Here is a 20,687-nt window from a genome sequence, read left to right as displayed (position 1 = left end):
CCGGTCACCGGCCGCGAAGTCCCGCCTCGCACCCCACCCCGGACACGGAACCGGACGGCGGACGGCGATACTGTCCGTATGAAGCTCAGCCGCCCGGTCTCCTGGTTCCTGCTCGCCTTCGGGGTGTGGAGCTGGGTCATCTGGGTCACTTTCGTCAAGAACCTGGTCAAGGACGGCAGCGGCCTCGCCTTCGACGACGGTCACCCGACCGCCTACTTCTGGGTGCATCTGCTGCTGGCCGTCGTCTCCTTCGTATGGGGGACGGTCATCGGGGTCATCGGGTTGCGCGGTCTGCGCGCCCTGCGCCGCACCTCATAGCGGGGGACACACCGGCGTGATCGTCGTCTTCGTCCTCGCCGCGCTGGTCGCGCTCGCCGTCCTGGTACTGGGGCACTGGTACGTGTGGCGGCGCCTGGTGCGCGACACCACCCGCGGCCCGGGCCCCGCCCGCCGCGCGGGGACCGCGGTCTTCGTCGCGGGACCGCTGCTGATGATCACGGCCCTGGTGGCCGAACGCTCCGGCGCACCCTTCTGGCTCCAGCGCGCCCTCGCCTGGCCCGGCTTCCTGTGGATGGCGCTGGCGCTGTACCTGCTGCTCGCGGTGGCGGCCGGAGAGGCCGTACGGCCCCTGCTGCGGCGGTTCCTCGCCCGCCGGCCGGCCCCCGGGGCGACGGCCGTGCCCGCGCCGCAGACCGTACCGGCCCAGGGGCCCCCGCCGGGCGCACCCGAGCCCCCGCGCGAGCCGGAGCGGGCGGCCGGACCCGAGCGGGCGGCGCCCACGCCCTCCCGGCGGCTGTTCGTCTCCCGGGTGGTCGGCGGGGCCGCCGCGGCCGCCGCCGTCGGGACCGTCGGGCAGGGCACCTACGGGGTGCTGCGCGGGCCGCGGGTCAAGCGCGTCACCGTACCGCTGGCCAGACTCCCGCGCGCCGCGCACGGCTTCCGGATCGCGGTCGTCAGCGACATCCACCTGGGGCCGGTCCTCGGGCGCTCCTTCGCGCAGCGGGTCGTCGACACGGTCAACGCCACCCAGCCGGACCTGATCGCCGTCGTCGGCGACCTGGTGGACGGCAGCGTGAAGGACCTGGGCCCGGCCGCCGCGCCCCTGGCCGGGCTCACCGCCCGGCACGGCGCCTACTTCGTCACCGGCAACCACGAGTACTTCTCCGGCGCCGAGCAGTGGGTGGCCGAGGTGCGCACCCTCGGCCTGCACCCGCTGGAGAACGCCCGCACCGAGCTGCCCCACTTCGACCTGGCCGGGGTCAACGACCTGCAAGGGGAGAGCGAGGGCCGGGGGCCCGACTTCGGCCGGGCGCTGGGCGACCGGGACCGGACACGCGCGTGCGTGCTCCTCGCCCACCAGCCGGTGCAGATCCACGAGGCCGTCCGGTACGGCGTCGACCTGCAGCTCTCCGGCCACACCCACGGCGGCCAGCTCTGGCCCGGGAACCTCGTCGCGGCCGCCGCCAACCCCACCGTGGCCGGTCTCGAACGCTACGGCGACACCCAGCTCTACGTCAGCAGGGGCGCCGGAGCCTGGGGACCGCCCACGCGCGTCGGGGCGCCCTCGGACGTGACGGTCGTCGAGCTGGCCTCGACGCGCGCCTGAGACTCTGTGCAGAGGCTGTGAAACCCGGGGCAAACAACGCCTCGGTAAGTTCTTTCACATACCGCCGGATTGCTCTTCCCCCGCGTGAAACACGTGTGATTAGGTGAGCCGCGCCACTATGGGGAGTGGCCATTTTTGTGCTGTGCCAGGGGTAGGGCCTTGGCGGGCCTGGGGAGGGCACCACCATGCGATCTGTTCGCATGCGCATTCTCGTGACACTGCTGGTACTGGCGGTCGTGGGAATCGGCGGCTGGCAACTGTTGCCGTCGCAGGACGACACGAACAAGACCATCACCGTCGGCACGACGGACGCGGTCACGTCACTGGACCCGGCCGGCGCCTACGACGCCGGATCCTGGGCCCTGTTCAGCAACGTGTTCCAGACGCTGCTGACCTTCGAGCCGGGCGGTGTCGAACCGGTCCCGGACGCGGCGAAGAGCTGCGTCTTCGAGGGCGGCGGGCTCAGGACGTACCAGTGCCGGCTGCGGGACGACATCACCTTCCCGAGCGGACGCAAGATGACCGCCGAGGACGTGAAGTACTCCTTCGAGCGGGTGAAGAAGATCAACTCCGACGTCGGTCCGGCGTCCCTGTTCTCCACCCTCGGTTCGGTGACCGCCGACGACGCGACCACCGTCAGCTTCCACCTGCGCACGCCGGACGCCACCTTCCCGCTGAAGGTGGCCACCGGCGCCGGCTCCATCGTCGACAAGGAGGCGTATCCGGCCCGTTCGCTGCGCACGGGCAACGGTGTGGACGGCACCGGCCCGTACACGCTGACCGCCTACACGGTGAACAAGAAGGCGGACCTCGCGCCGTACAAGAACTACAACGGCTACCTGAGCGGGACCGGCCGGCCGATCGAGCTGCGCTACTACGCCGACTCCCAGAAGCTCAGCAGCGCCTGGGCGGACAAGCAGGTCGACGTCGCCACCCGGACGCTGCCCCCGGGCGTGCTCTCCGAGCTGAACCCGAGCGATCCCAAGCAGCGCGTCACGGTGTCGGACAGCTCCGAGACCCGCAACCTCTACCTCAACACCCGCACGAACTCGCCGCTGAACGACGTGCGCGTGCGCCGGGCGATGGCCTGGCTGGTCAACCGCGAGCGGCTGTCCGTCAAGGTGTACAAGGGCACGGTCGACCCGCTGTACTCGCTGATCCCGACCGGCATCACCGGCCACACCACGTCGTTCTTCGACACCTACCCGACGCAGAGCGCCAAGAAGGCGCGGGAGCTGCTGCTCCAGGCCGGCGTGAGCGTGCCGGTGCGCTTCACCCTCGGCTACGGCCGCAACCGTGGCGCCGGCGCGGAGGAGGCCGCGGAGCTGAAGCAGCAGCTGGAGGCGAGCGGGCTGTTCAAGGTGGACGTCCAGGGCTACGAGTGGACCGACTTCCAGAAGCGCTGGGCCGCCGGAAAGATGGACGCGTGGGCCGTCGGCTGGGTGGCCGACTACCCCGACGCGGACACCTTCGGCTCCCCGCTGGTCGGGACCGGCTCCACGATGAGCACCGGCTACAGCAGCAAGGCCGTCGACCACCTCATCCAGGACAGCCAGCAGTACCCCGACCGCGCACGGGCCGCGAACGACTTCCGCGGCATCCAGGCGGACGTGGCCTCCGACGTGCCGCTGATCCCGCTGTGGCAGCGCAAGGAGTACGTGGTCAGCACCGAGGACGTCGGCGGCGGGCAGTACCTCTCGGACGGCACGGGCGTGTTCCGCCTGTGGCGCCTGCAGTGGATCTGACGCCCCGCGGGTGAGGGCTCAGCCCTCGCCCGCGTCCTCGCGCCCGGCCCTGGCCGCCGGGTCCGGCAGCGCCCTCGTCATGCCCGGCAGGAAGTCCGTGAACAGCTCGTGGACTTCGAGCACCAGGGGGCGCAGCACCCGGAACCGGGCCAGGGCCACGCCGCGCGCGGTCAGCCGGGCCCCCCGGCGCGCCAGCCGGTAGCTGCGCTCGCGGCCCTCGGTCCGGTCGAAGATCCAGTACAGCACGAGGCCCATCTGGGACAGCCACATCAGCTCCGGCAGCACGTCCCGCAGTTCGGGCGCGACCTTGGCCTTCGACCCGGCCAGCAGCTCCCGGTGGACGCTGAGGGCCTGCTCCCGCGCGTGCTCGCTCTCCGGGGAGAACGGGCTGAGCGGGCTGTCGGGGTCGGCGGCGTTCTTGAAGAACTGGACCGCGAACTCGTGGTACGGCTCGGCGATGTTCAGCCACGCGGTCAGCACGCCCGCGAGCCGCGCCTCCAGATCGGTCTCCCGGTCCAGGATCTCCCGGACCGCCACCTGGTGTTCGGCGGCGATCCGGTCGTAGAAGCCCTGGATCAGGTGCTCCTTGCCCTCGAAGTAGTAGTAGGCGTTGCCGACGGAGACGCCGGCCTCCTTGGCGATGGCCCGCATGGTCGTCTTGTCGTAGCCGCGCTCCTGGAAGAGCCGCATCGCGGTCTCCAGGATCAGCGCTCGGGTCTGCTCGGACTTGGTCTGGGGGCCGGCCGCTTCGGGGCCTTCGTTCTTCGCGGGCACGGCACGAGCCTAACCAGTGGGGCAGGAGCCGCCGCCACAGGTCGGCGGGTTGTGGGTCCAGCCCGTGTGCCGGTCGTACGACCAGCCGTCGGTCCGCCGGTACGACTTCCCGCCCCACTGCGCGCCCCGCCACTTCGCCGCCGCCAGCACCGCCCCGCGGGCCAGCCGGGCCCCGGCCGGGGTGCTCAGCCGGTGGGCGAGCGGGCGGTGTTCGCGCAGTGCCCACAGGACGACGATCCAGGCGCGGGAGCCCTGGTAGACCTGTCCGGCGTCGCCGATCACGGTGACCTCGTCGAGGGTGGCCGCCGGGTCGAGCCCGGGGAAGCGCCGGCGGGCCTCGGCCGACCCGGCCGGCACCAGTTCCAGCGGCACGAGCTGCGACTGCCGTACCAGCCAGTCGCGCAGGTGGGCGCAGAGGCCGCACTCCGCGTCGTACAGGACGGTGAGCCCGAGGACCGGGGCGCCGGCGGCGCCCCGGTCCTGCGCTTCGGTCACGGCGCTCACGCCCCGGCCGTCGGCGGGAGCCAGCCCTGCGGGCCGACCGGGGGCCGCTGCTCGCGCTCCAGGATCCCGCGGCGCCGGATCTTGTTGAGCACGTACACGTTGCCCAGGTGCATCGCGCCGAGCACCAGCAGCACCACCCCGAGCTTGGCCGACAGGGCCTCGAAGATGCCGCGGGTGTCGTCGATGTCCCCGCTGCCGTGCAGGTACAGCGCCACGAAGCCGAGATTGACGAGATAGAAGCCGACCACCAGCAGGTGGTTGACGGCGTCGGCGAGCTTCTCGTCGCCGCGCAGCACGTCGGCCAGGAAGATCCGGCCGTTGCGGCTGAGCGTGCGGGCCACCCAGACGGTCAGCGCGATGCTGACGGCCAGGTAGATCACGTAGGCGATGACGGTGCGGTCCATGCCCCACCCCTTCTTGAACGCGTTCAAAACGCTGACAGTGCATGACTGTAGCCCTGCTTTTGAACATGTTCAACTCAAGGGCGTGCGCAGGTCCGCGTAACCGCGTCTCAGCCCCGGCGGCCCAGCGCCGGGCGCTTGCTGTAGTCCGTGAAGCCCAGGACGTTGCCCCAGGGATCGGCGATCTCCACCGTCCAGCCGGTGGCCACGGAGAACACCTCGTCCAGCGGCGCGATCCCGGCGGCGGCCAGCTCCCGCGCGGCCGCCCGCGCGTCCGGCACCTCCAGCCACAGGCGCGCGGGGGGCCACGGCGGCGGCCGGTGCCCCAGGCCCTCCTCGACGCGCAGCAGGATGCCGGGCGTCTCGCCGCCCACCTTCAGCTGGGCGATCCCGCCCTCGTCGAACCGGAACCCGACGGTGAACCCGGCCCGCTCGTAGAACCCGACGGCCTCCGTGAGGTCCCCGACGGGCAGCAGTGCGTTGTCGAACCCGAGCAGCTCGTACGACTCTTCGTCTGACATGTCGTCACATTAAGGGGGAAACTCACCCCTATGCGAGGAGCCCCACCGGAACGGGTCCGGTGGGGCTCCTGAAGGCGCTCCGCGGAGCTGTGCCTTGGGGGATCAGTAGCGACGCGTGATCAGCGCGCGCTTCACTTCCTGGATCGCCTTGGTGACCTCGATACCGCGCGGGCAGGCGTCCGTGCAGTTGAAGGTCGTGCGGCAGCGCCACACGCCGTCGCGGTCGTTGAGGATCTCCAGGCGCTGCTCGCCCGCCTCGTCACGGCTGTCGAAGATGAAGCGGTGGGCGTTCACGATCGCGGCCGGACCGAAGTACTGGCCGTCGTTCCAGAACACCGGGCAGGACGACGTGCACGCGGCGCACAGGATGCACTTGGTGGTGTCGTCGAAGCGCTCGCGGTCCTCGGCGGACTGCAGCCGCTCGCGGGTCGGCTCGTTCGTCTCCTTGGTGACCAGGAACGGCATGACGTCCCGGTACGCCTGGAAGAACGGCTCCATGTCCACGACCAGGTCCTTCAGGACCGTCAGGCCCTTGATGGGCTCGACCGTGATCGGCTTCTCGGGGTTGATGTCCTTGATCAGCGTCTTGCAGGCCAGGCGGTTCTTGCCGTTGATCCGCATCGCGTCCGAGCCGCAGATGCCGTGCGCGCACGACCGGCGGAAGGTGAGCGTGCCGTCGACGTCCCACTTGATCTTGTGGAGGCCGTCGAGGACGCGCTCCTTCGGGTCGATCTCCAGCTGGAAGTCTTCCCAGGTCGCCTCGGCGGAGACCTCGGGGTTGAACCGGCGGACCCGGAAGGTGACGGTGATGTAGGGGGAGTCGGCGAAGCCGGGCTCGGGCTGGCCGGCCGCGTCCGCCTTGTCCAGAACAGGGGTAGCCATCAGTACTTACGCTCCATCGGCTGGTAGCGGGTCTGGACGACCGGCTTGTAGTCGAGACGGACGGATTCCGAGCCGTCGGCGCCGACCTCGCGGTACGCCATGGTGTGGCGCATGAAGTTGACGTCGTCGCGGTTCGGGTAGTCCTCGCGGTAGTGACCGCCGCGGGACTCCTTGCGGGCCAGGGCAGACACCGCCATGACCTCGGCCAGCTCGAGCAGGTTGCCCAGCTCGATCGCCTCCAGGAGGTCCGTGTTGAACCGCTTGCCCTTGTCCTGGATCGCCACGTTCCGGTAGCGCTCGCGCAGCTCGGCGATCTTCTCGACGGCCGTCTTGATCGTCTGCTCGGTGCGGAACACCATGACGTTGGCGTCCATGGTCTCCTGCAGCTCGCGGCGGATCGTGGCGACCCGCTCGTTGCCGGTGGAGGTGCGCAGCCGCTCGATCTGCTCGACGACCAGCGACTCCGGGTTCTCCGGCAGCTCGACGAAGTCGGCCTTGTGGGAGTACTCGGCGGCGGCGATGCCCGCACGGCGGCCGAAGACGTTGATGTCCAGCAGCGAGTTGGTGCCGAGGCGGTTGGCGCCGTGCACGGAGACACAGGCGACCTCGCCGGCCGCGTACAGACCCGGGACGACGGTGGTGTTGTCCGCCAGGACCTCACCCTCGACGTTGGTCGGGATGCCGCCCATCGCGTAGTGCGCGGTCGGCTGGATCGGGATCGGGTCCGTGTAGGGCTCGATGCCGAGGTAGGTGCGCGCGAACTCGGTGATGTCCGGGAGCTTGGCGTCCAGCTGCTCCGGCGGGAGGTGCGTGAGGTCGAGGTAGACGTGGTCGCCCTCGGGACCGCAGCCGCGGCCCTCACGGATCTCCGTGTAGATGGAGCGGGAGACGACGTCACGGGACGCGAGGTCCTTCATGACCGGCGCGTACTTCTCCATGAAGCGCTCGCCGTCCTTGTTGCGGAGGATGCCGCCCTCACCACGGGCGCCCTCCGTCAGCAGGATGCCCATGCGCCAGATGCCGGTCGGGTGGAACTGGAAGAACTCCATGTCCTCCAGCGGCAGCCCGCGGCGGTAGACGGCGGCCTGGCCGTCACCGGTCAGCGTGTGCGCGTTCGACGTCACCTTGAAGAACTTGCCGGTGCCGCCGGAGGCGTAGATCACGGCCTTCGCCTGGAAGATGTGGATCTCGCCGGTGGCCAGCTCGTACGCCACCACGCCGGCCGACTTCTTGACGCCGTCGACCTCGGTGATCAGCTGGTCCAGGACGTAGAACTCGTTGAAGAACTCCACGCCCTCCTTGACGCAGTTCTGGTACAGCGTCTGGAGGATCATGTGGCCGGTGCGGTCCGCGGCGTAGCAGGACCGGCGGACCGGGGCCTCGCCGTGGTTGCGGGAGTGACCGCCGAAGCGGCGCTGGTCGATCGTCCCGTTGGGCGTCCGGTTGAACGGAAGGCCCATCTTCTCCAGGTCGAGGACGGCGTCGATGGCCTCCTTCGCCAGGATCTCGGCGGCGTCCTGGTCGACCAGGTAGTCACCGCCCTTGACCGTGTCGAAGGTGTGCCACTCCCAGTTGTCCTCCTCCACGTTCGCCAGCGCTGCGGCCATGCCGCCCTGCGCTGCGCCCGTGTGGGAGCGGGTGGGGTAGAGCTTGGTCAGCACGGCGGTGCGGCTGCGCTTCGTCGACTCGATGGCGGCGCGCATACCGGCGCCACCGGCGCCGACGATGACGGTGTCGTACTTGTGGATCTTCATGATTCTCGCAGCCCCGTGCCTAGCGGATGTTCGGGTCGAAGGTGAAGATCACCAGCGTGCCCAGCAGGATGGTCCACACCGTGGCGGTGTACAGCAGGGCCTTCAGCCACATGCGGGAGGCAGGCCGCTCGGCGTAGTCGTTGATGACCGTGCGCAGGCCGTTGGCGCCGTGCAGCATGGCCAGCCACAGCATCAGCAGGTCCCAGACCTGCCACCAGGGGGAGGCCCAGCGGCCGGCCACGAAGGCGAAGCCGATCTTGGAGACACCGCCGTCGAGCACCAGCTGGATCAGCAGGTGGCCGATCACGAGGACGACCAGCACGACGCCGGACAGGCGCATGAACAGCCAGGCGGCCAGCTCGAAGTTGCCCCGGGTGGACTTGGGGGACTTCTTGGTGCGCTTGCGCGGCGCCTCGATCAGCGGGGCCGGGTTGTCCACCGTGTGGACGGGCGCGCCCTCGACGGGGCCGACGCCGGACGCGGGGGATTCAGTCGTGGACATCGGCGTCAGCTCCCAAAGAGGACACGGGCGGCGTGGCCGAGGACCGGGTAGATCGCGCCGGCCATCAGGACGACCCAGACACCCATCACGGTCCAGAACATCTGCTTCTGGTAGCGCGGGCCCTTCGACCAGAAGTCGACGGCGATGACGCGCAGGCCGTTGAGCGCATGGAAGAGGATGGCGGCGACGAGGCCGTACTCCAGCAGCGCGACGATCGGCGTCTTGTACGTGGCTACGACCTTGTCGTAGTCCTCGGGGGAGACACGCACGAGAGCGGTGTCCAGCACGTGAACGAACAGGAAGAAGAAGATGAGGACGCCGGTGACTCGGTGAGCCACCCAGGACCACATTCCTTCCCGGCCGCGGTACAGCGTTCCAGCCGGCACGGAAGAACCCTCCGGGAGCGGGGACTAGGGCCGCGCCGGCTTCACTGTCGGTCGGGCCCGGCCGGGTACGGTCCACCGGCCCCCAGCATCGTATCCGTGCGCCGCCGTGCGGTTTACGGGGGGCCTACTTGTGTGATCAAAGTGGCACGCGGTTGGGCTAGCGGAGTGGGCTGCTGGGGTGGCGTGTACCGCTATGTGCCGGGTGCGGACGCGTTCGGACTGCTCATGCCCCGCGCCGGGCCCGCGGGCGCGCAGGCTCCCGCGCCCCTGAGGAAGTCCGTCAGCCGGCCCCGCGCGAGGCGGCGCAGTTCCTCCGCCGCCATGACGCGCTCCTCCTCGGGATCGTTCGCCAATCGTGACCGGATGCCCGCGAGAATGTGATCGAGGCTTTCCTCCGGGGGCACGTCACCCAGAAAGACGACGAACGTGTGCCCGAACTTCGCCTCGTAGGCCGCGTTCGCCGCGCTCAGGGCCATGTGGGCGGCCGAGTAGGTGTCCTCCGGCAGCTCGGGCAGCGACTCTCCCGCCAGCGCCTCGGCCAGATCGGCCGGCGACAGGTCGTACGCCGCCTCGTCCGCCGCCGCCAGGAGAGAGCCCAGGTCCGGGTAGGGGCGGTGGTCGGCGATGCGACGGGCCCAGCGCAGGCTGCGCAGGCAGTGCTGGAGCAGGGCGCAGGCCTCGTCGGCATGGGCGGCGTTGAAGGCGTCCAGCGGCTTGGGGAGGTACGGCAGGCGGTGCGCAGGCAGCGTGGGTCCTCGCGTCACATGTGGTGTGGCAGGGGATGTCGTGAAGGCTGTGTCGCCACGTTATCGAGAGTGGTCAGTCTGTGTCCGACGGATGCCCGAATTTCACTCGAACGGGAGAGTTTCGGAACGGCTCGATGACGGGTGTGCCGTCGATCGGCCGTACGTTGGCTGAGTGACCCAGCACAGGCGCCGGGTGTCGGCGCAGCAGGTGAGGCGGAAGCGGGCGGTCGTGGCCGCCGCCTTCGCGGGGACCGTCGCGCTCGGCGTGGGCGTCGGCGTGTGGGCCTCGGCGGACGGTGGCGCCAGACCCGGCGCGGATGTGGCGCAGACCTCCCCGGCCCCCAGAGCCTCCACCGGGGCGACCGGCCGCGCCGCCGCGCCGAGCAGCCCCACGCCCACCCGCACCTACCCGCTCTCCCGGGCGCCGCGGACCATACCCGCGGTGCGCTCGCACACCGCCGCGCGCGGTCCCGGCTGGCAGCCGCGGCACGGCGAGCGGGTGGTGGTGAGCGACCCGCGGCTGGCCGACGAGGGGCGGCTGATAGCCGGCGAGCTGGGCCTGTCGTACGCGGGCCGGAAGAACGACGTACGGGCCGGCGACCTCCGGCTCGCGCTGGGCGGCGGCGGCGACCAGGAGTCGTACTCCATGACCGTCAAGGGCGGGCGGGTCGACATCAGCGGGCCGGGCGACGCGGGCGTCTTCTACGGCACCCGCACCCTCAAGCAGGAGGTCCACGGCGGCGGCACCGCCCCGGAGGGCGTGGTCCGCGACGCCCCCGCGAAGCCGGTGCGCGGCTTCATGCTGGACATCGCGCGCAAGCCGTACTCCGCGTCCTGGATAGAGGACCGGGTGCGCGAGCTGGGGGACCTGAAGTTCAACGAGCTGGGACTTCACTTCTCCGACGACCAGGCGTTCCGGATCGAGTCCAGCAGCCATCCGGAGATCGTCTCCAAGGACCACCTGACCAAGGCGCAGGTCAAGCGGATCGTCGACCTCGCCGCCTCCCGGCACATCACCGTCGTGCCCGAGATCGACTCGCCCGGCCACCTGGGCGCGGTCATCGCCGCCCACCCCGACCTGCAGCTGCGCAACGTGAACGGGGTCGCGACGCGGGGCGCGATCGACATCTCCAAGGCCGGCTCCGCGAAGATCGTCGACGACCTGCTGAACGAGTACGCCGGAGTCTTCCCCGGCGGCAAGTGGCACCTCGGCGGCGACGAGTACCAGGCGCTGACGGTCTCCGACCCGCAGGCGTCCTTCCCGCAGCTCGCCGCGGCCGCCCGGCAGAAGTACGGCTCCGGCGCGAAGGTCTCCGACCTCGCGGCCGGCTGGCTGAACGACCGCGCCGCCACCGTGCGCGCCCACCACCGCACCATGCGGGCCTGGAACGACGGCTTCTTCCGGAACACCTCCGTGCAGCCGGCCAAGGACCTCCAGGTCGCCTACTGGACCGGCAAGGAGATCGGCGCCCGGCAGCCGCTCGAGTACCTGAGCACCGGCCGCAAGGTGATCAACTACAACGACGAGTTCCTGTACTACGTCCTCGGACAGCCGCAGACCTTCGTCTACCCGACCGGGCAGCGCATCTACGAGCAGTGGACCCCCCGGGTGCTCCGCGGCACGACCCCCGTACCGGCCCGCTACGACCCGCAGATCCTCGGCGGGGTGTTCGCGGTCTGGTCCGACTTCCCCAACGCCCAGACCGAGGCGCAGGTCGCCGCCGGGATCCGGATGCCGCTCCGGGCCACCGTGCAGAAGCTGTGGGACCCGGGCGCGCCCGCGCTGTCCTGGACGCAGTTCAAGGCACTGGCGGACCGGCTGGGCTGAGTTCCGCGCGAGTCCCTTGGTGGACGTGCGGGCGTGACGGGCCGTATCTTCCGCGTGCCGCACACACGGGAACACGGGGGGTCACCATCATGTCCGTCGCACGCCTGCGCTCACCGCTGGGGCTGGGCCGGGCCACGGTCACGCTGCTCGGGCTGGTCATGCTGAGCGACGCGTGCGCCGTCGGGGCCGGTCTGGAGGTCCGCCGGAGGGCGGACGGCCTCGCGGCGGGCGCCTCGCCCTTCGGCACCGGGACGCCGTCCGGCACCGCGCACCGCGCGGACACCCTGTACCTGCTCTCCGGGGTCGCGCAGACGCTGCTGTGGCTGGCCTGCGGGGTGGTGTTCCTGTGCTGGCTGTACCGGCTGCGGGTGAACGCCGAGGTGTTCAGCCCCGACGGCCACAGCAAGGCGCGTGCCTGGGTGATAGCGGGCTGGATCGTGCCCCTGGCGAACCTCTGGTACCCGCGCCGGGTCGTCCTGGACATCTGGGACGCCAGCCGGTCGGGCGCCGGACCGGCCCGGCACGGGCTGGTCAACGCCTGGTGGGCGCTGTGGCTGGTGTCCACCACGGCCCAGGTGCTCATCTCGGACGACTACGACTCCGCGCACACCGCGGCGCAGTTCCGTAACGCCGCGGTCGAGTCGATGGCCGTGGACACCGCCGACATGGCGGCCGCCGCGCTCGCCCTGCTCCTCGTGCTGCGACTGACCCGGATGCAGCACCGCAAGGCGCTCGCGCAACCGATCCCTGTCCCGGCTCTTGGCTGAAAACGCTCTGCTGTGACAGTCTCTCGCCGTCGCACGCAGTAAGGGGAAGTGCGGGCTCCGTAAAGGCGGCGCCCTGGCGAGGGAGGCTTTCATGAGCCTGGTTGAACTGATCGCGCAGGCCGACGAGCGCGGGCTGGCCGCGAGCGGGCTGGCCTGTTTGGATCGGTGCGTGCCTTTGCTGGGCGGTGACGACGAGGTGCTGCGCCCGCTCTGGGCGAGCCTCGCAGACGGCTCCGCGTGGGCCGGCGGCCTGGAGAAGGCCCGGGGCGCGCTCGGCCCGGAGGGGACCGGTGAGGACGAGGCGGCGGCGCTCGCCCGCCGCATGCTGGACGCGGCCCCGGCCGAGCGCACCGGCGAGGCGGTACGGGACTGGGCCGACGCCTGCTCCGTCGCCTCCCTGCACATCCACCGGCTGCTGGACCCCGCTCCAGGCGAGAGCCCGTCGCCCGAGGCGCTGGAGGCCGGCCGGGCGGGCGGCGCCGAGGAAACCTCCCCGCTGGTCGCCGCCGAGCTGCGGCGCCAGGTCGCCGTCCTCGAACTGCTCGCCGAACACGGCACGAACGGCCTGCGCGGCGCCCTGGACGTGTCCGTCGAGGGCCGCCGCGTACTCCGTGCGGTGGTCTCCCGCCGAGCCCGCAGCCGCGGCTGACCCCGGGGCCGGGCCGCGGCATCGCTCGCGGGCGCGCTCCGGTCCTGCGGGCCCTTCCCCCAAACCTCGTTCGCGGGTGAGTCCTGTGAGCGTCGTGCGGTGGCGGTGCGGTGGTCCTGGAACGGTTGTTGAAACAGCCCGGATCCGGGTGACGGATGGGCGGTTCCGGCCGCTCTTTCCTATGTGACAGCGCAGTATGTGACAGCACACCAGGAGACCAGGCCGCACGCCGCGGCGAAACCCGTGCGGTGGGCGGCGGACGCGGTGGCCACCATGCGCGAGGGTGCCCGGCTGCGGCTCGACTACTCGGCGCAGAGCCTGTGGCGGGTGGACCGGATGATCGAGGAGATACGGCGCGAGGAACCGCCCTACGCGGCCGTCGAGAGCGTGCTGCGCGGCTTCGCCGCCTACGCCGGCGAGGTCGTGGTCCGCCAGACCGGGGCCGAGTGGTGGGCGAGCGGCGGCGACCACTGGCTGCGCACGCCCGACGGCCGGCTCTGGGACCCCTTCGACGAGGCCCGCCGGTGCTACGCCGGCCAGGGCTCGCTGCGCCTGCTGTGCCGGGACGCGTCCGCCTCCGGCTGACCCACGTGCGGCCGGGACCCCCTCGTGCGAGCGGGCCCCGGCCGGACGGATCGCGGCGCGGTTACGGTGTCAGGGCCGTGCCCAGCGCCGCGGCGGCCGGTGTCCCGAGCGTCTTGCCGCTCAGCACCGACGTCTGCGCGTAGCCGAGCCCCGTGCTGCTGCTCGGCAGGTACATCAGGATGCCGTCGCCACCGTCCTCGCCCGCGACCCCCAGCGCCAGATCGGCGCGCCCGTACCCGGACAGGTCGGTCAGCGACACCGAGGAACCGAGCTTGTCGTCGGTCTCCGTGGAGCCGGGGACGCCCGAGGTGTCCTGCGAGACGGCGATCGCGCCGGAGCCGGTCAGGCCGGTGGCGCCGCCCTTGACCAGCAGCGCGGAGCCCGCGTTCGAGCGGTTCGCGCCGGACCGGGTGATGTCCTCGCCGGGCAGGCCCGCGAGCACGTCGGGGTACCCGTCGCCGTCGTAGTCGCCGAGCGAGACGGAGGCGCCGAGCGCGTCGCCGGACTCGTCGGCGCCGGGGACGCCCGCGGTGTCCTGGTGGACGGTGGTCATGCCGGTCGTGGTGAAGCCGCTCGCCGAGCCGCGCACCAGCGTGATCTGGCCGCCCGCCCGGCCGGCGGACTCGCTCGCGTACGGCTGCCCGACGACGATGTCGTCGTAGCCGTCGGCGTCCACGTCGCCCGCGGCGACCGCGCGGCCGCCCTTGACCGAGATGACGCCCACCTTGGTCAGACCGCTCGCCGAGCCCGCGAACCTGACCACGCGTCCGGCGCCGCCCGTGTCCCGGTAGTTGAGCGCCACGTCGGCGTAGCCGTCGCGGTTGAAGTCGCCGGTCGCCGCGTCCAGGTAGGCGACCGCGCCGGTGGCCGTGGTCAGCGTGCCGGCGGAGGTGGCGCCGCCGGTGAGCCGGGCGTTCCAGTCGCCGCCCTTGCCGGTGCCGGCCGCGAACACGTCCGCCTTGCCGTCCCCGTTGAAGTCGCCGACCGCGACGGTCGATCCGAGCTTGGCGCCGGTCGAGGTGACACCCCCGGAGGTGGTGTACGAGTAGCCGGAGTTCAGCGCCGGGCCGTAGAGCACGGTCACCGCACCCCGGTCGGCGTGGCCGCTGGTGTCGTCCTCGCCGGGCGCGCCGACGACGAGGTCGGCGTAGCCGTCGCCGTTGACGTCGCCCCAGGCGGTCGCGGCGCCGAAGCCGTCACCGGTCTCGGAGGTGCCGGGCACGCCCGGGCTGCTCTGGCTGAGCGTGACCTTCCTGGAGACGGCCGGTCCGGCGGTGCCGCCCGGCACGACCGTCACCGAGTTCGCCTTCGGGGTGCCGGCCACCAGGTCGGGCAGGCCGTCCCGGTCGACGTCCGAGGTGGACAGCGCGTGCGAGACGCCCGGTGTCTTCGCGAGCGTGGCGATCAGCGCCAGCTTCTTGTAGAGGTTGTCGCCGGGGCAGGCCGTGGCGTTGGTGTCGCGGTGCCCGAAGACCCGGGGCAGGGTGATCTGCTGCCCCTTGTCGACCAGGTTGCCGTCCTGGCCCTTCGGGCTGCCCGAGGCGAGCGTGACCTTGCCGGTCGGGTCGACGCCGTACATCCCGAACTTCCAGGCCACGACCCGGGCGATCGAGTCCAGGGCGGCCCGCGACGGCCGCGCCGTCATGTAGTTGCCGATGTAGGAGATGCCGACCGTGTCGGTGTTGAACCCGATGTCGTGCGCGCCGACCACCGGCAGGTCCATGCCGCCGCTGCGGCCCTCGAAGATCTGCCCGCAGCGGTCGACGACGAAGTTGTAGCCGATGTCGAAGTAGCCGCGGGAGAAGTGCTCCTGCTGGATGGTCCGCATCCGGGCCCGCGAGTCGGCGCACGACAGCGTGTTGTCGCTGTCGACGCCGGTGTGGTGGATGACGGCCGCCTTGATCTCGGTGCCGTAGCTCGGCGTGCCGTCATAGGCGGTGGAGGCGCCCCACTCGGCCTGCGTGATGACCGGCGGCTTGGCGACCGTGGACGGGACGGGGGCCGGGACCGTGCTGGACGGGGACGGGGAGGCGGAGTCGGACACCGAGGGGGAGGCGGACACCGACTCGGGGGCCGACACCGTGCCGGTGGGCTCGGGCGACCCGGAGGGCGCGGGGTCCGTCGGCGCGGGCGTGTCCGACGCCGAGGAGCCGGCCGGCCCGGGTGTCGTCGTCTCCGCAACGAACGCGGCCGGCCGCGGGCCGCTCGCCGGATCCGTGCCCGGGTCCAGAAGCTTGACGTCCATGCCGGACGGCTGGCCGCCCGCCTCGGTGCCGTCGGCCTTCACCACGCGCACCTGGACGCCGTCGGAGTCACCGGTCCACAGCGAGGCCGTACCGCCGCGCACGTCGCTCCCGGCCCGGGCGGCCTCCGCGCCGTCGGCCTGGTACGGGTCGTCCGGCAGCTTCTGCCAGCCGGACCACCTGCCGCTCTCCCGGTCCCGGGTGCGCACCTCCGGAGTGCCCTTGGCCTCGGCGTCGGCGTCGTTCCACGTCAGCAGGACGGCGCTGAACCGGTCGGTGCCCTTCTGCCCGAGGCCCCTCCTGCCCGAGCCCCGGTTCTCCAGCTTCAGCGTGTGGACCGACGGCGCCCGGCCCTGCCCGCCGCCGGACCGCGCCGCCGGGTCCGCCATCGCGTACGTGACGATGCCGGCTCCGCTCAGCACGACCGCACCGGCCGTCAGCCACGCCCGTCTCTTCAGACTGAGCGGTTTGTACGCATGGGTCCTGCGAGGACTCAACTACCCCACCCCTAGACAAGAATCACGACGGCACCACGAGTCACGGGTGCCACTTGGACAGCGCACGCACCTGACCAGACGTCACTCCGTGGTGCGGGCGGGCGACTCGTGAAGGTCAGCCCCCACAGCCACAGCCACGGATCGGCGGACGACATGACGAGCCTCGAAGAGCTGGAGGCCGCGCTTCCGTCGATGACGCGGTGGCGTGTGCCGGGGCTGCTGACGCGTGGCCGGTGGTCGTCCGCACGGACAACGCCGACTGGTTCGAGTTCTTCCGGTCGGCGCCGCCGCGTTCCTGGCCGGCGTGTACGGGCGCACCATCGACGTCCCGGGCATGCCCGGGAACTTCCCCGGCGACGACCCGCAGGTGCTGGGCCTGAGCGGCTGAGCCGGCTGATCGGCGAGCGCCCCGCGGGCACGGATGACCAGCGATCGCCGTGCGCCGCACGCACCGGTCATGGGGGCGGGGCACCGACAGCCGTGTGCCCGCGGCTGTGACACATCCGTGCGCCCTGGCGCTGATCACCGTGGGGCATGGGACACGGACGGTCGTGTCGCGCCATGCCGAGTCGACGTGGGCACGGGCCCGGGCCCGTGCCGCCGGTACGGACGAGGACGGTTCTTGGGCCAGGGACGAGAGCCCCGTCGCCAGCAGGCGCGCGACGGGGAGCTGGGCGCGGCCGTCGCGCGGGCCCAGGACGGTGACGAGAGCGCTTTCGCGGTGGCCTACCGGATCGTGCAGCCGGGCCTGCTCGGCTATCTGCGCGGGCTCGTCGGCGAGGACGCGGAGGACGTGGCCTCCGACGCCTGGCTGGAGATAGCCCGCGACCTCGGCCGGTTCAAGGGCGACGGCGCCGGCTTCCGAGGCTGGACCGCGACCATCGCCCGCCACCGGGCCCTGGACCACCTGCGCCGACAGCGGGTACGGCCCAGGGGGACGGCGCTCGAACAGGACGTACTGGAACTGCCGGGCCCGCACAGCACGTACGAGCAGGCGCTGGAGTCCCTGTCGACCGAGCGCGCCCTGGCCCTGCTGCGCGGACTGCCCCGCGACCAGGCCGAGGCGGTCCTGCTGCGGGTGGTCGTGGGCCTCGACGGCCCCGCCGTCGCCCGGGTGCTCGGCAAGCGCCCCGGCGCGGTGCGCACGGCCGCCTACCGGGGCCTGAAACGGCTCGCCCGCCAACTGGGCGCCCGGGACGCCGCGGACGCGGGTGTGACGGATGACGGCCCCCGGACGCTGGGGGAGTCGAAATGAACGGCGACGGCCACCGGCCGTATACCTCCACGAGAACCAGTGGAGCGAGGCGCCCGGCGGATCCGCGCGGCCGGGCCGGACGGACCAGGAACGGGAACGGACATGGGTGAACGGCACAGCGGCGACGGGCCGCCCCGGCGCCGGCACGCGCACCCGGCCGGCCTCGTCGACGGACCGGTCCCACCCGGCGACGCGACCGCCGGCGCCGAGTTCGAGGCCCGCTTCGCCGCCGCGCTGCGCCCCGACGCCGCCGACGCCGGGGCCGGAGCCGAGGAGCGTGCCGTGGCCGCGTTCCGCATCGCCCGGGACTCCGGCGCGCACCGGACCAGGACCCGGCGCCGGGACGACTGGCGGCCCCGGACGCGGCGGTTCCGACGGCTCTCGCCGAAGGCGGCGCTCTCCGTGCTCGTCGCGAGCCTGACGATGGGCGGCGTCGCCTTCGCGGCGATCGGCTCCGCCGGGTCCGGCGAGCACGGCGGTGACCGGCACCCGGCCCGTCCCTCGGCCGGCGCCTCGCAGCGGCCCGGCGCGGCGCCGCACGCCCCCGCGTCGGCAACGCCGTCGGCACACCGGGACCACCCGGCCACCGCCAAGGACACCCTGGCGCACTGCCGCGCCTACGAGCACGTCAAGGGCCACGGCAAGACGCTCGCGTCGACGGCCTGGCAGCGGCTGGTCACGGCCGCCGGCGGCGAGGCGAACGTCTCCGCCTACTGCGCCGGACGACTCGCGCAGGCGGGCACGCCCGGAGCGGGCAAGGGCAACGCCCCGCACAGCGGCGACAACAGCGGCAACGCCGCAAACAGCGGCAGCAGCAACGGCAGCACCGGCAACGGCAGCACCGGCGGGAGCGGCAACGGCGGGAGCATCGGCGGCGACAACGCCAACAGCGGTGGGAACGGCAAGGCCGACGCGAGGAAGTGAGTCCGGGCACCCCCCGCCGGGGGTGACGGAGCGCGAAGCGGGCCGCGGTTCTGGGGCCGGGGCAACGGCCGGGGCCGCCACCCCCCACAGGAGAGGCCCCGGCCGTCGCGCTCGCGGACCGCTCGGCGGCCCGTACTTCCTTCAGCGCCATGAGTGCGTTTTCTGTCACACCCTGTCGTCCCACACTGAGTCACGAGTTAGTTGCATCTTCTACAGACATGGACGAGGAGCGGTTTCACGCCGTAACGTGCCTTTCGCGCCGGACCGAACACAGGCGTAAAGGGAGTGCGGTGCTGGGGGACGACGCGGAGCTGACCGCCGCGGTGCGTGCGGCACAGAACGGGGACGAGACCGCGTTCCGTACGGTGTACCGCGCGGTGCACCCGAGGCTGCTCGGATATGTACGCACGCTGGTCGGCGACCCGGACGCCGAGGACGTGGCCTCCGAGGCGTGGCTCCAGATAGCCCGGGACCTCGAACGGTTCAGCGGCGACGCGGACCGGTTCCGCGGCTGGGCCGCCCGGATCGCCCGCAACCGCGCCCTGGACCACATACGCATGCGCGGCCGCCGCCCGGCGATAGGCGGCGACGAGACGGAACTGACCGGCTGGGCCGCCGAGTCCGACACGGCCGGCGAGGCCATCGAGGCCCTGACCACCGACAGCACCCTGTCGCTCATCGCGCGGCTCCCGCAGGACCAGGCCGAGGCGGTCGTGCTCCGCGTGGTGGTGGGCCTCGACGCCAAGTCCGCGGCCGAGACGCTCGGCAAGCGCGCGGGGGCCGTGCGCACCGCGGCGCACCGTGGCCTGAAGCGGCTGGCAGAGCTGCTCGGCGACGATCCGGAATCGGGAAGCGGCCTCGACGCCCTCCCGCCCCAGCGAGAACCGCGCCGTCGCGCGGTGACGTCCGCCACTGTGACGCATACACGTGCGCGGACGCAGAAGGACATGTGATGGCCGACGAGCAGTACAAGTGGCTTACCGGTGACATGGCGGAACGTCTGCTGCGCGGTGAGTCGCTGGAAGCCGTCGACAGCTCCACCCCTGACCAGGCCCGCAGGCTCGCCGAGGCACTGGGCGCGCTCTCCGCCGGCGCGGCCCCCGCGACCGGTGAACTCCCCGGTGAGCAGGGTGCGCTGGCCGCGTTCCGCAAGGTCCGCGAGGAGGCCGAGGCCGAGCGGGCCGCCGCCGCGTTCGGCGCCGCGGGCACCGGCGCGGGCTCCGGCACGGGCGCGCGCGACGCGGACGCCGGCCTCGTCCGGATCGGCCGCCCGGCCCGTAGCGGAACCCGCTCCCGGCGCCCGGCCTGGGCCCGTCCGGTGCGCTTCGCGCTCGCCGCCGTGGTGGCCGCGGGCACCCTCGGCGGGGTCGCCATGGCCGCCGGCGGCGGTGTGCTGCCCAATCCGTTCCGCGACGAGCACCCGGGACCAGTCACCTCCGTCTCCACCGCGCAGTCCTCGGACCGCCCGACCGCGACGTCCTCGACGCGGCCGCCGCTGGGCCTCGTGCCGGGCACGCCCGACGGCAGCTCCGCCGCGCCCCCCGGCGGCAGCCCCTCGGGCACGGCCGCCGGGCCCGGCCGGGGCGCCGGTGGGCAGGCGACGCCCCGTTCCGGCGACCCGTCCGGCACCTCCGGCAGCTGGTGGCGGGAGGCCGCAGCGGCCTGCCGCGACCTGCGTGACGGCAAGGAGCTGGGCAGCGACCGCAGGCGGGCCCTGGAGAACCTGGCGGGCGGGCCCGTGCGGGTCACCCGGTACTGCCGGGCCGTCCTCGCCGAGCAGAACGGCTCCGCCGGTGACGACAAGGGCCAGGGCGGCGACACCGGCGGCGGCAAGGGCGACGGGAACGGCAAAGGGGACGGGAACGGCAAAGGGGACGGGAGCGGCAAAGGAGACGGAAACGGCGACGGCAACGGGCAGGGTGACGACGACGGTCACCCGGGCCGGGGTCACGGCCGTGACCGGGGCGGTCACGGCGGCCGTCACCGGGGGAGCGTCGTCTCTCCCGCTCCCTCCGCCTTCGTGCCCGTGACCCCGGGGCGGCGTTCGCACCCGCCCGCCCCCTCGCCCAGCGCGTCCTACAGCGCTCTCTGACCCTCCGTCCGTGGCGACCGCCCGGA

At 72.4% G+C, this 20,687-nt stretch carries 22 protein-coding genes; 12 read left to right on the top strand and 10 right to left on the bottom strand.

Annotated features, from left to right (window positions below):
* The first annotated feature begins 78 nt into the window (after nt 1–78).
* The 3 genes from PV343_RS17900 (at nt 79) to PV343_RS17890 (ending at nt 3,351) form a co-directional block, all read left to right on the top strand.
* A complete protein-coding gene (locus PV343_RS17900) occupies nt 79–318 on the top strand; it encodes an SCO4848 family membrane protein (RefSeq protein ID WP_133919934.1) in 240 nt (79 codons plus the stop codon).
* Nucleotides 319–334: 16 nt separating this feature from the next.
* The gene (locus tag PV343_RS17895; protein ID WP_319147920.1) at nt 335–1,606 is read left to right on the top strand and encodes a metallophosphoesterase; all 1,272 of its coding nucleotides are present in this window, start codon (nt 335–337) and stop codon (nt 1,604–1,606) included.
* A gap of 200 nt (nt 1,607–1,806) precedes the next feature.
* A complete protein-coding gene (locus tag PV343_RS17890) occupies nt 1,807–3,351 on the top strand; it encodes an ABC transporter substrate-binding protein (RefSeq protein ID WP_319147919.1) in 1,545 nt (514 codons plus the stop codon).
* 18 nt (nt 3,352–3,369) lie between these two features.
* On the opposite strand, the gene PV343_RS17885 is transcribed toward PV343_RS17890, so the two are convergent.
* From PV343_RS17885 to PV343_RS17845, 9 genes are all read right to left on the bottom strand, one after another.
* Complete coding sequence (locus PV343_RS17885; protein WP_319147918.1) at nt 3,370–4,125, bottom strand: TetR/AcrR family transcriptional regulator; 756 nt, start codon at nt 4,123–4,125, stop codon at nt 3,370–3,372.
* A 9-nt stretch (nt 4,126–4,134) separates the two neighbouring features.
* Nucleotides 4,135–4,629 (bottom strand): thiol-disulfide oxidoreductase DCC family protein, encoded by a 495-nt coding sequence (locus PV343_RS17880; RefSeq protein ID WP_319147917.1) that lies wholly within the window; start codon nt 4,627–4,629, stop codon nt 4,135–4,137.
* Nucleotides 4,626–5,033: a hypothetical protein gene (locus PV343_RS17875; protein ID WP_133919939.1), complete on the bottom strand. Its 408-nt coding sequence runs from the start codon at nt 5,031–5,033 to the stop codon at nt 4,626–4,628. Before PV343_RS17875 ends, PV343_RS17880 begins: the two co-directional genes overlap by 4 nt.
* 107 nt (nt 5,034–5,140) lie before the next feature.
* Entirely contained in the window at nt 5,141–5,551 is a 411-nt protein-coding gene (locus PV343_RS17870; RefSeq protein ID WP_319147916.1) for a VOC family protein, read from the bottom strand.
* A gap of 102 nt (nt 5,552–5,653) precedes the next feature.
* Entirely contained in the window at nt 5,654–6,433 is a 780-nt protein-coding gene (locus tag PV343_RS17865; protein ID WP_020941799.1) for a succinate dehydrogenase iron-sulfur subunit, read from the bottom strand.
* On the bottom strand, nt 6,433–8,187 hold the full coding sequence (gene sdhA, locus PV343_RS17860) for a succinate dehydrogenase flavoprotein subunit (protein ID WP_319147915.1): 1,755 nt from the start codon (nt 8,185–8,187) through the stop codon (nt 6,433–6,435). Before sdhA ends, PV343_RS17865 begins: the two co-directional genes overlap by 1 nt.
* A 19-nt stretch (nt 8,188–8,206) precedes the next feature.
* Nucleotides 8,207–8,689, bottom strand: a complete 483-nt coding sequence (locus PV343_RS17855; RefSeq protein ID WP_319147914.1) for a succinate dehydrogenase hydrophobic membrane anchor subunit — start codon at nt 8,687–8,689, stop codon at nt 8,207–8,209.
* Nucleotides 8,690–8,694: 5 nt separating this feature from the next.
* The gene (sdhC, locus tag PV343_RS17850) at nt 8,695–9,075 is read right to left on the bottom strand and encodes a succinate dehydrogenase, cytochrome b556 subunit (protein WP_076087831.1); all 381 of its coding nucleotides are present in this window, start codon (nt 9,073–9,075) and stop codon (nt 8,695–8,697) included.
* Nucleotides 9,076–9,266: 191 nt separating this feature from the next.
* Complete coding sequence (locus PV343_RS17845; protein ID WP_319147913.1) at nt 9,267–9,839, bottom strand: 2-oxo-4-hydroxy-4-carboxy-5-ureidoimidazoline decarboxylase; 573 nt, start codon at nt 9,837–9,839, stop codon at nt 9,267–9,269.
* 154 nt (nt 9,840–9,993) lie between these two features.
* Here PV343_RS17845 and PV343_RS17840 point away from each other — a divergent pair, with 154 nt between their 5' ends.
* The 4 genes from PV343_RS17840 (at nt 9,994) to PV343_RS17825 (ending at nt 13,650) form a co-directional block, all read left to right on the top strand.
* Nucleotides 9,994–11,649, top strand: a complete 1,656-nt coding sequence (locus tag PV343_RS17840) for a glycoside hydrolase family 20 protein (protein WP_319147912.1) — start codon at nt 9,994–9,996, stop codon at nt 11,647–11,649.
* Nucleotides 11,650–11,738: 89 nt separating this feature from the next.
* A complete protein-coding gene (locus PV343_RS17835) occupies nt 11,739–12,416 on the top strand; it encodes a DUF4328 domain-containing protein (RefSeq protein WP_319147911.1) in 678 nt (225 codons plus the stop codon).
* A gap of 91 nt (nt 12,417–12,507) precedes the next feature.
* On the top strand, nt 12,508–13,065 hold the full coding sequence (locus PV343_RS17830; protein WP_319147910.1) for a hypothetical protein: 558 nt from the start codon (nt 12,508–12,510) through the stop codon (nt 13,063–13,065).
* Between the two features lie 198 nt (nt 13,066–13,263).
* On the top strand, nt 13,264–13,650 hold the full coding sequence (locus tag PV343_RS17825; protein ID WP_319147909.1) for a hypothetical protein: 387 nt from the start codon (nt 13,264–13,266) through the stop codon (nt 13,648–13,650).
* 61 nt (nt 13,651–13,711) lie between these two features.
* On the opposite strand, the gene PV343_RS17820 is transcribed toward PV343_RS17825, so the two are convergent.
* Nucleotides 13,712–16,315 carry an FG-GAP-like repeat-containing protein gene (locus PV343_RS17820; RefSeq protein WP_319147908.1) on the bottom strand — a complete coding sequence of 868 codons (2,604 nt, stop codon included), beginning with the start codon at nt 16,313–16,315 and terminating at the stop codon, nt 13,712–13,714.
* Nucleotides 16,316–16,616: 301 nt separating this feature from the next.
* Here PV343_RS17820 and PV343_RS17815 point away from each other — a divergent pair, with 301 nt between their 5' ends.
* From PV343_RS17815 to PV343_RS17795, 5 genes are all read left to right on the top strand, one after another.
* Nucleotides 16,617–16,778 (top strand): hypothetical protein, encoded by a 162-nt coding sequence (locus PV343_RS17815; RefSeq protein WP_319147907.1) that lies wholly within the window; start codon nt 16,617–16,619, stop codon nt 16,776–16,778.
* Nucleotides 16,779–17,012: 234 nt separating this feature from the next.
* Nucleotides 17,013–17,645 carry an RNA polymerase sigma factor gene (locus PV343_RS17810; protein WP_319147906.1) on the top strand — a complete coding sequence of 211 codons (633 nt, stop codon included), beginning with the start codon at nt 17,013–17,015 and terminating at the stop codon, nt 17,643–17,645.
* A 102-nt stretch (nt 17,646–17,747) separates the two neighbouring features.
* Nucleotides 17,748–18,569, top strand: a complete 822-nt coding sequence (locus PV343_RS17805; protein WP_319147905.1) for a hypothetical protein — start codon at nt 17,748–17,750, stop codon at nt 18,567–18,569.
* Between the two features lie 290 nt (nt 18,570–18,859).
* Entirely contained in the window at nt 18,860–19,522 is a 663-nt protein-coding gene (locus tag PV343_RS17800; RefSeq protein WP_319147904.1) for an RNA polymerase sigma factor, read from the top strand.
* Nucleotides 19,522–20,661 carry a hypothetical protein gene (locus PV343_RS17795; protein WP_319147903.1) on the top strand — a complete coding sequence of 380 codons (1,140 nt, stop codon included), beginning with the start codon at nt 19,522–19,524 and terminating at the stop codon, nt 20,659–20,661. Before PV343_RS17800 ends, PV343_RS17795 begins: the two co-directional genes overlap by 1 nt.
* The last annotated feature ends 26 nt before the right edge of the window (nt 20,662–20,687 follow it).

It is taken from the genome of Streptomyces sp. WI03-4A, assembly GCF_033792105.1.
Taxonomy (GTDB): domain Bacteria; phylum Actinomycetota; class Actinomycetes; order Streptomycetales; family Streptomycetaceae; genus Streptomyces; species Streptomyces collinus_A.
The sequence above is the reverse complement of the archived record's forward strand: the minus strand, read 5'-3'. Positions and strand labels throughout refer to the sequence as shown.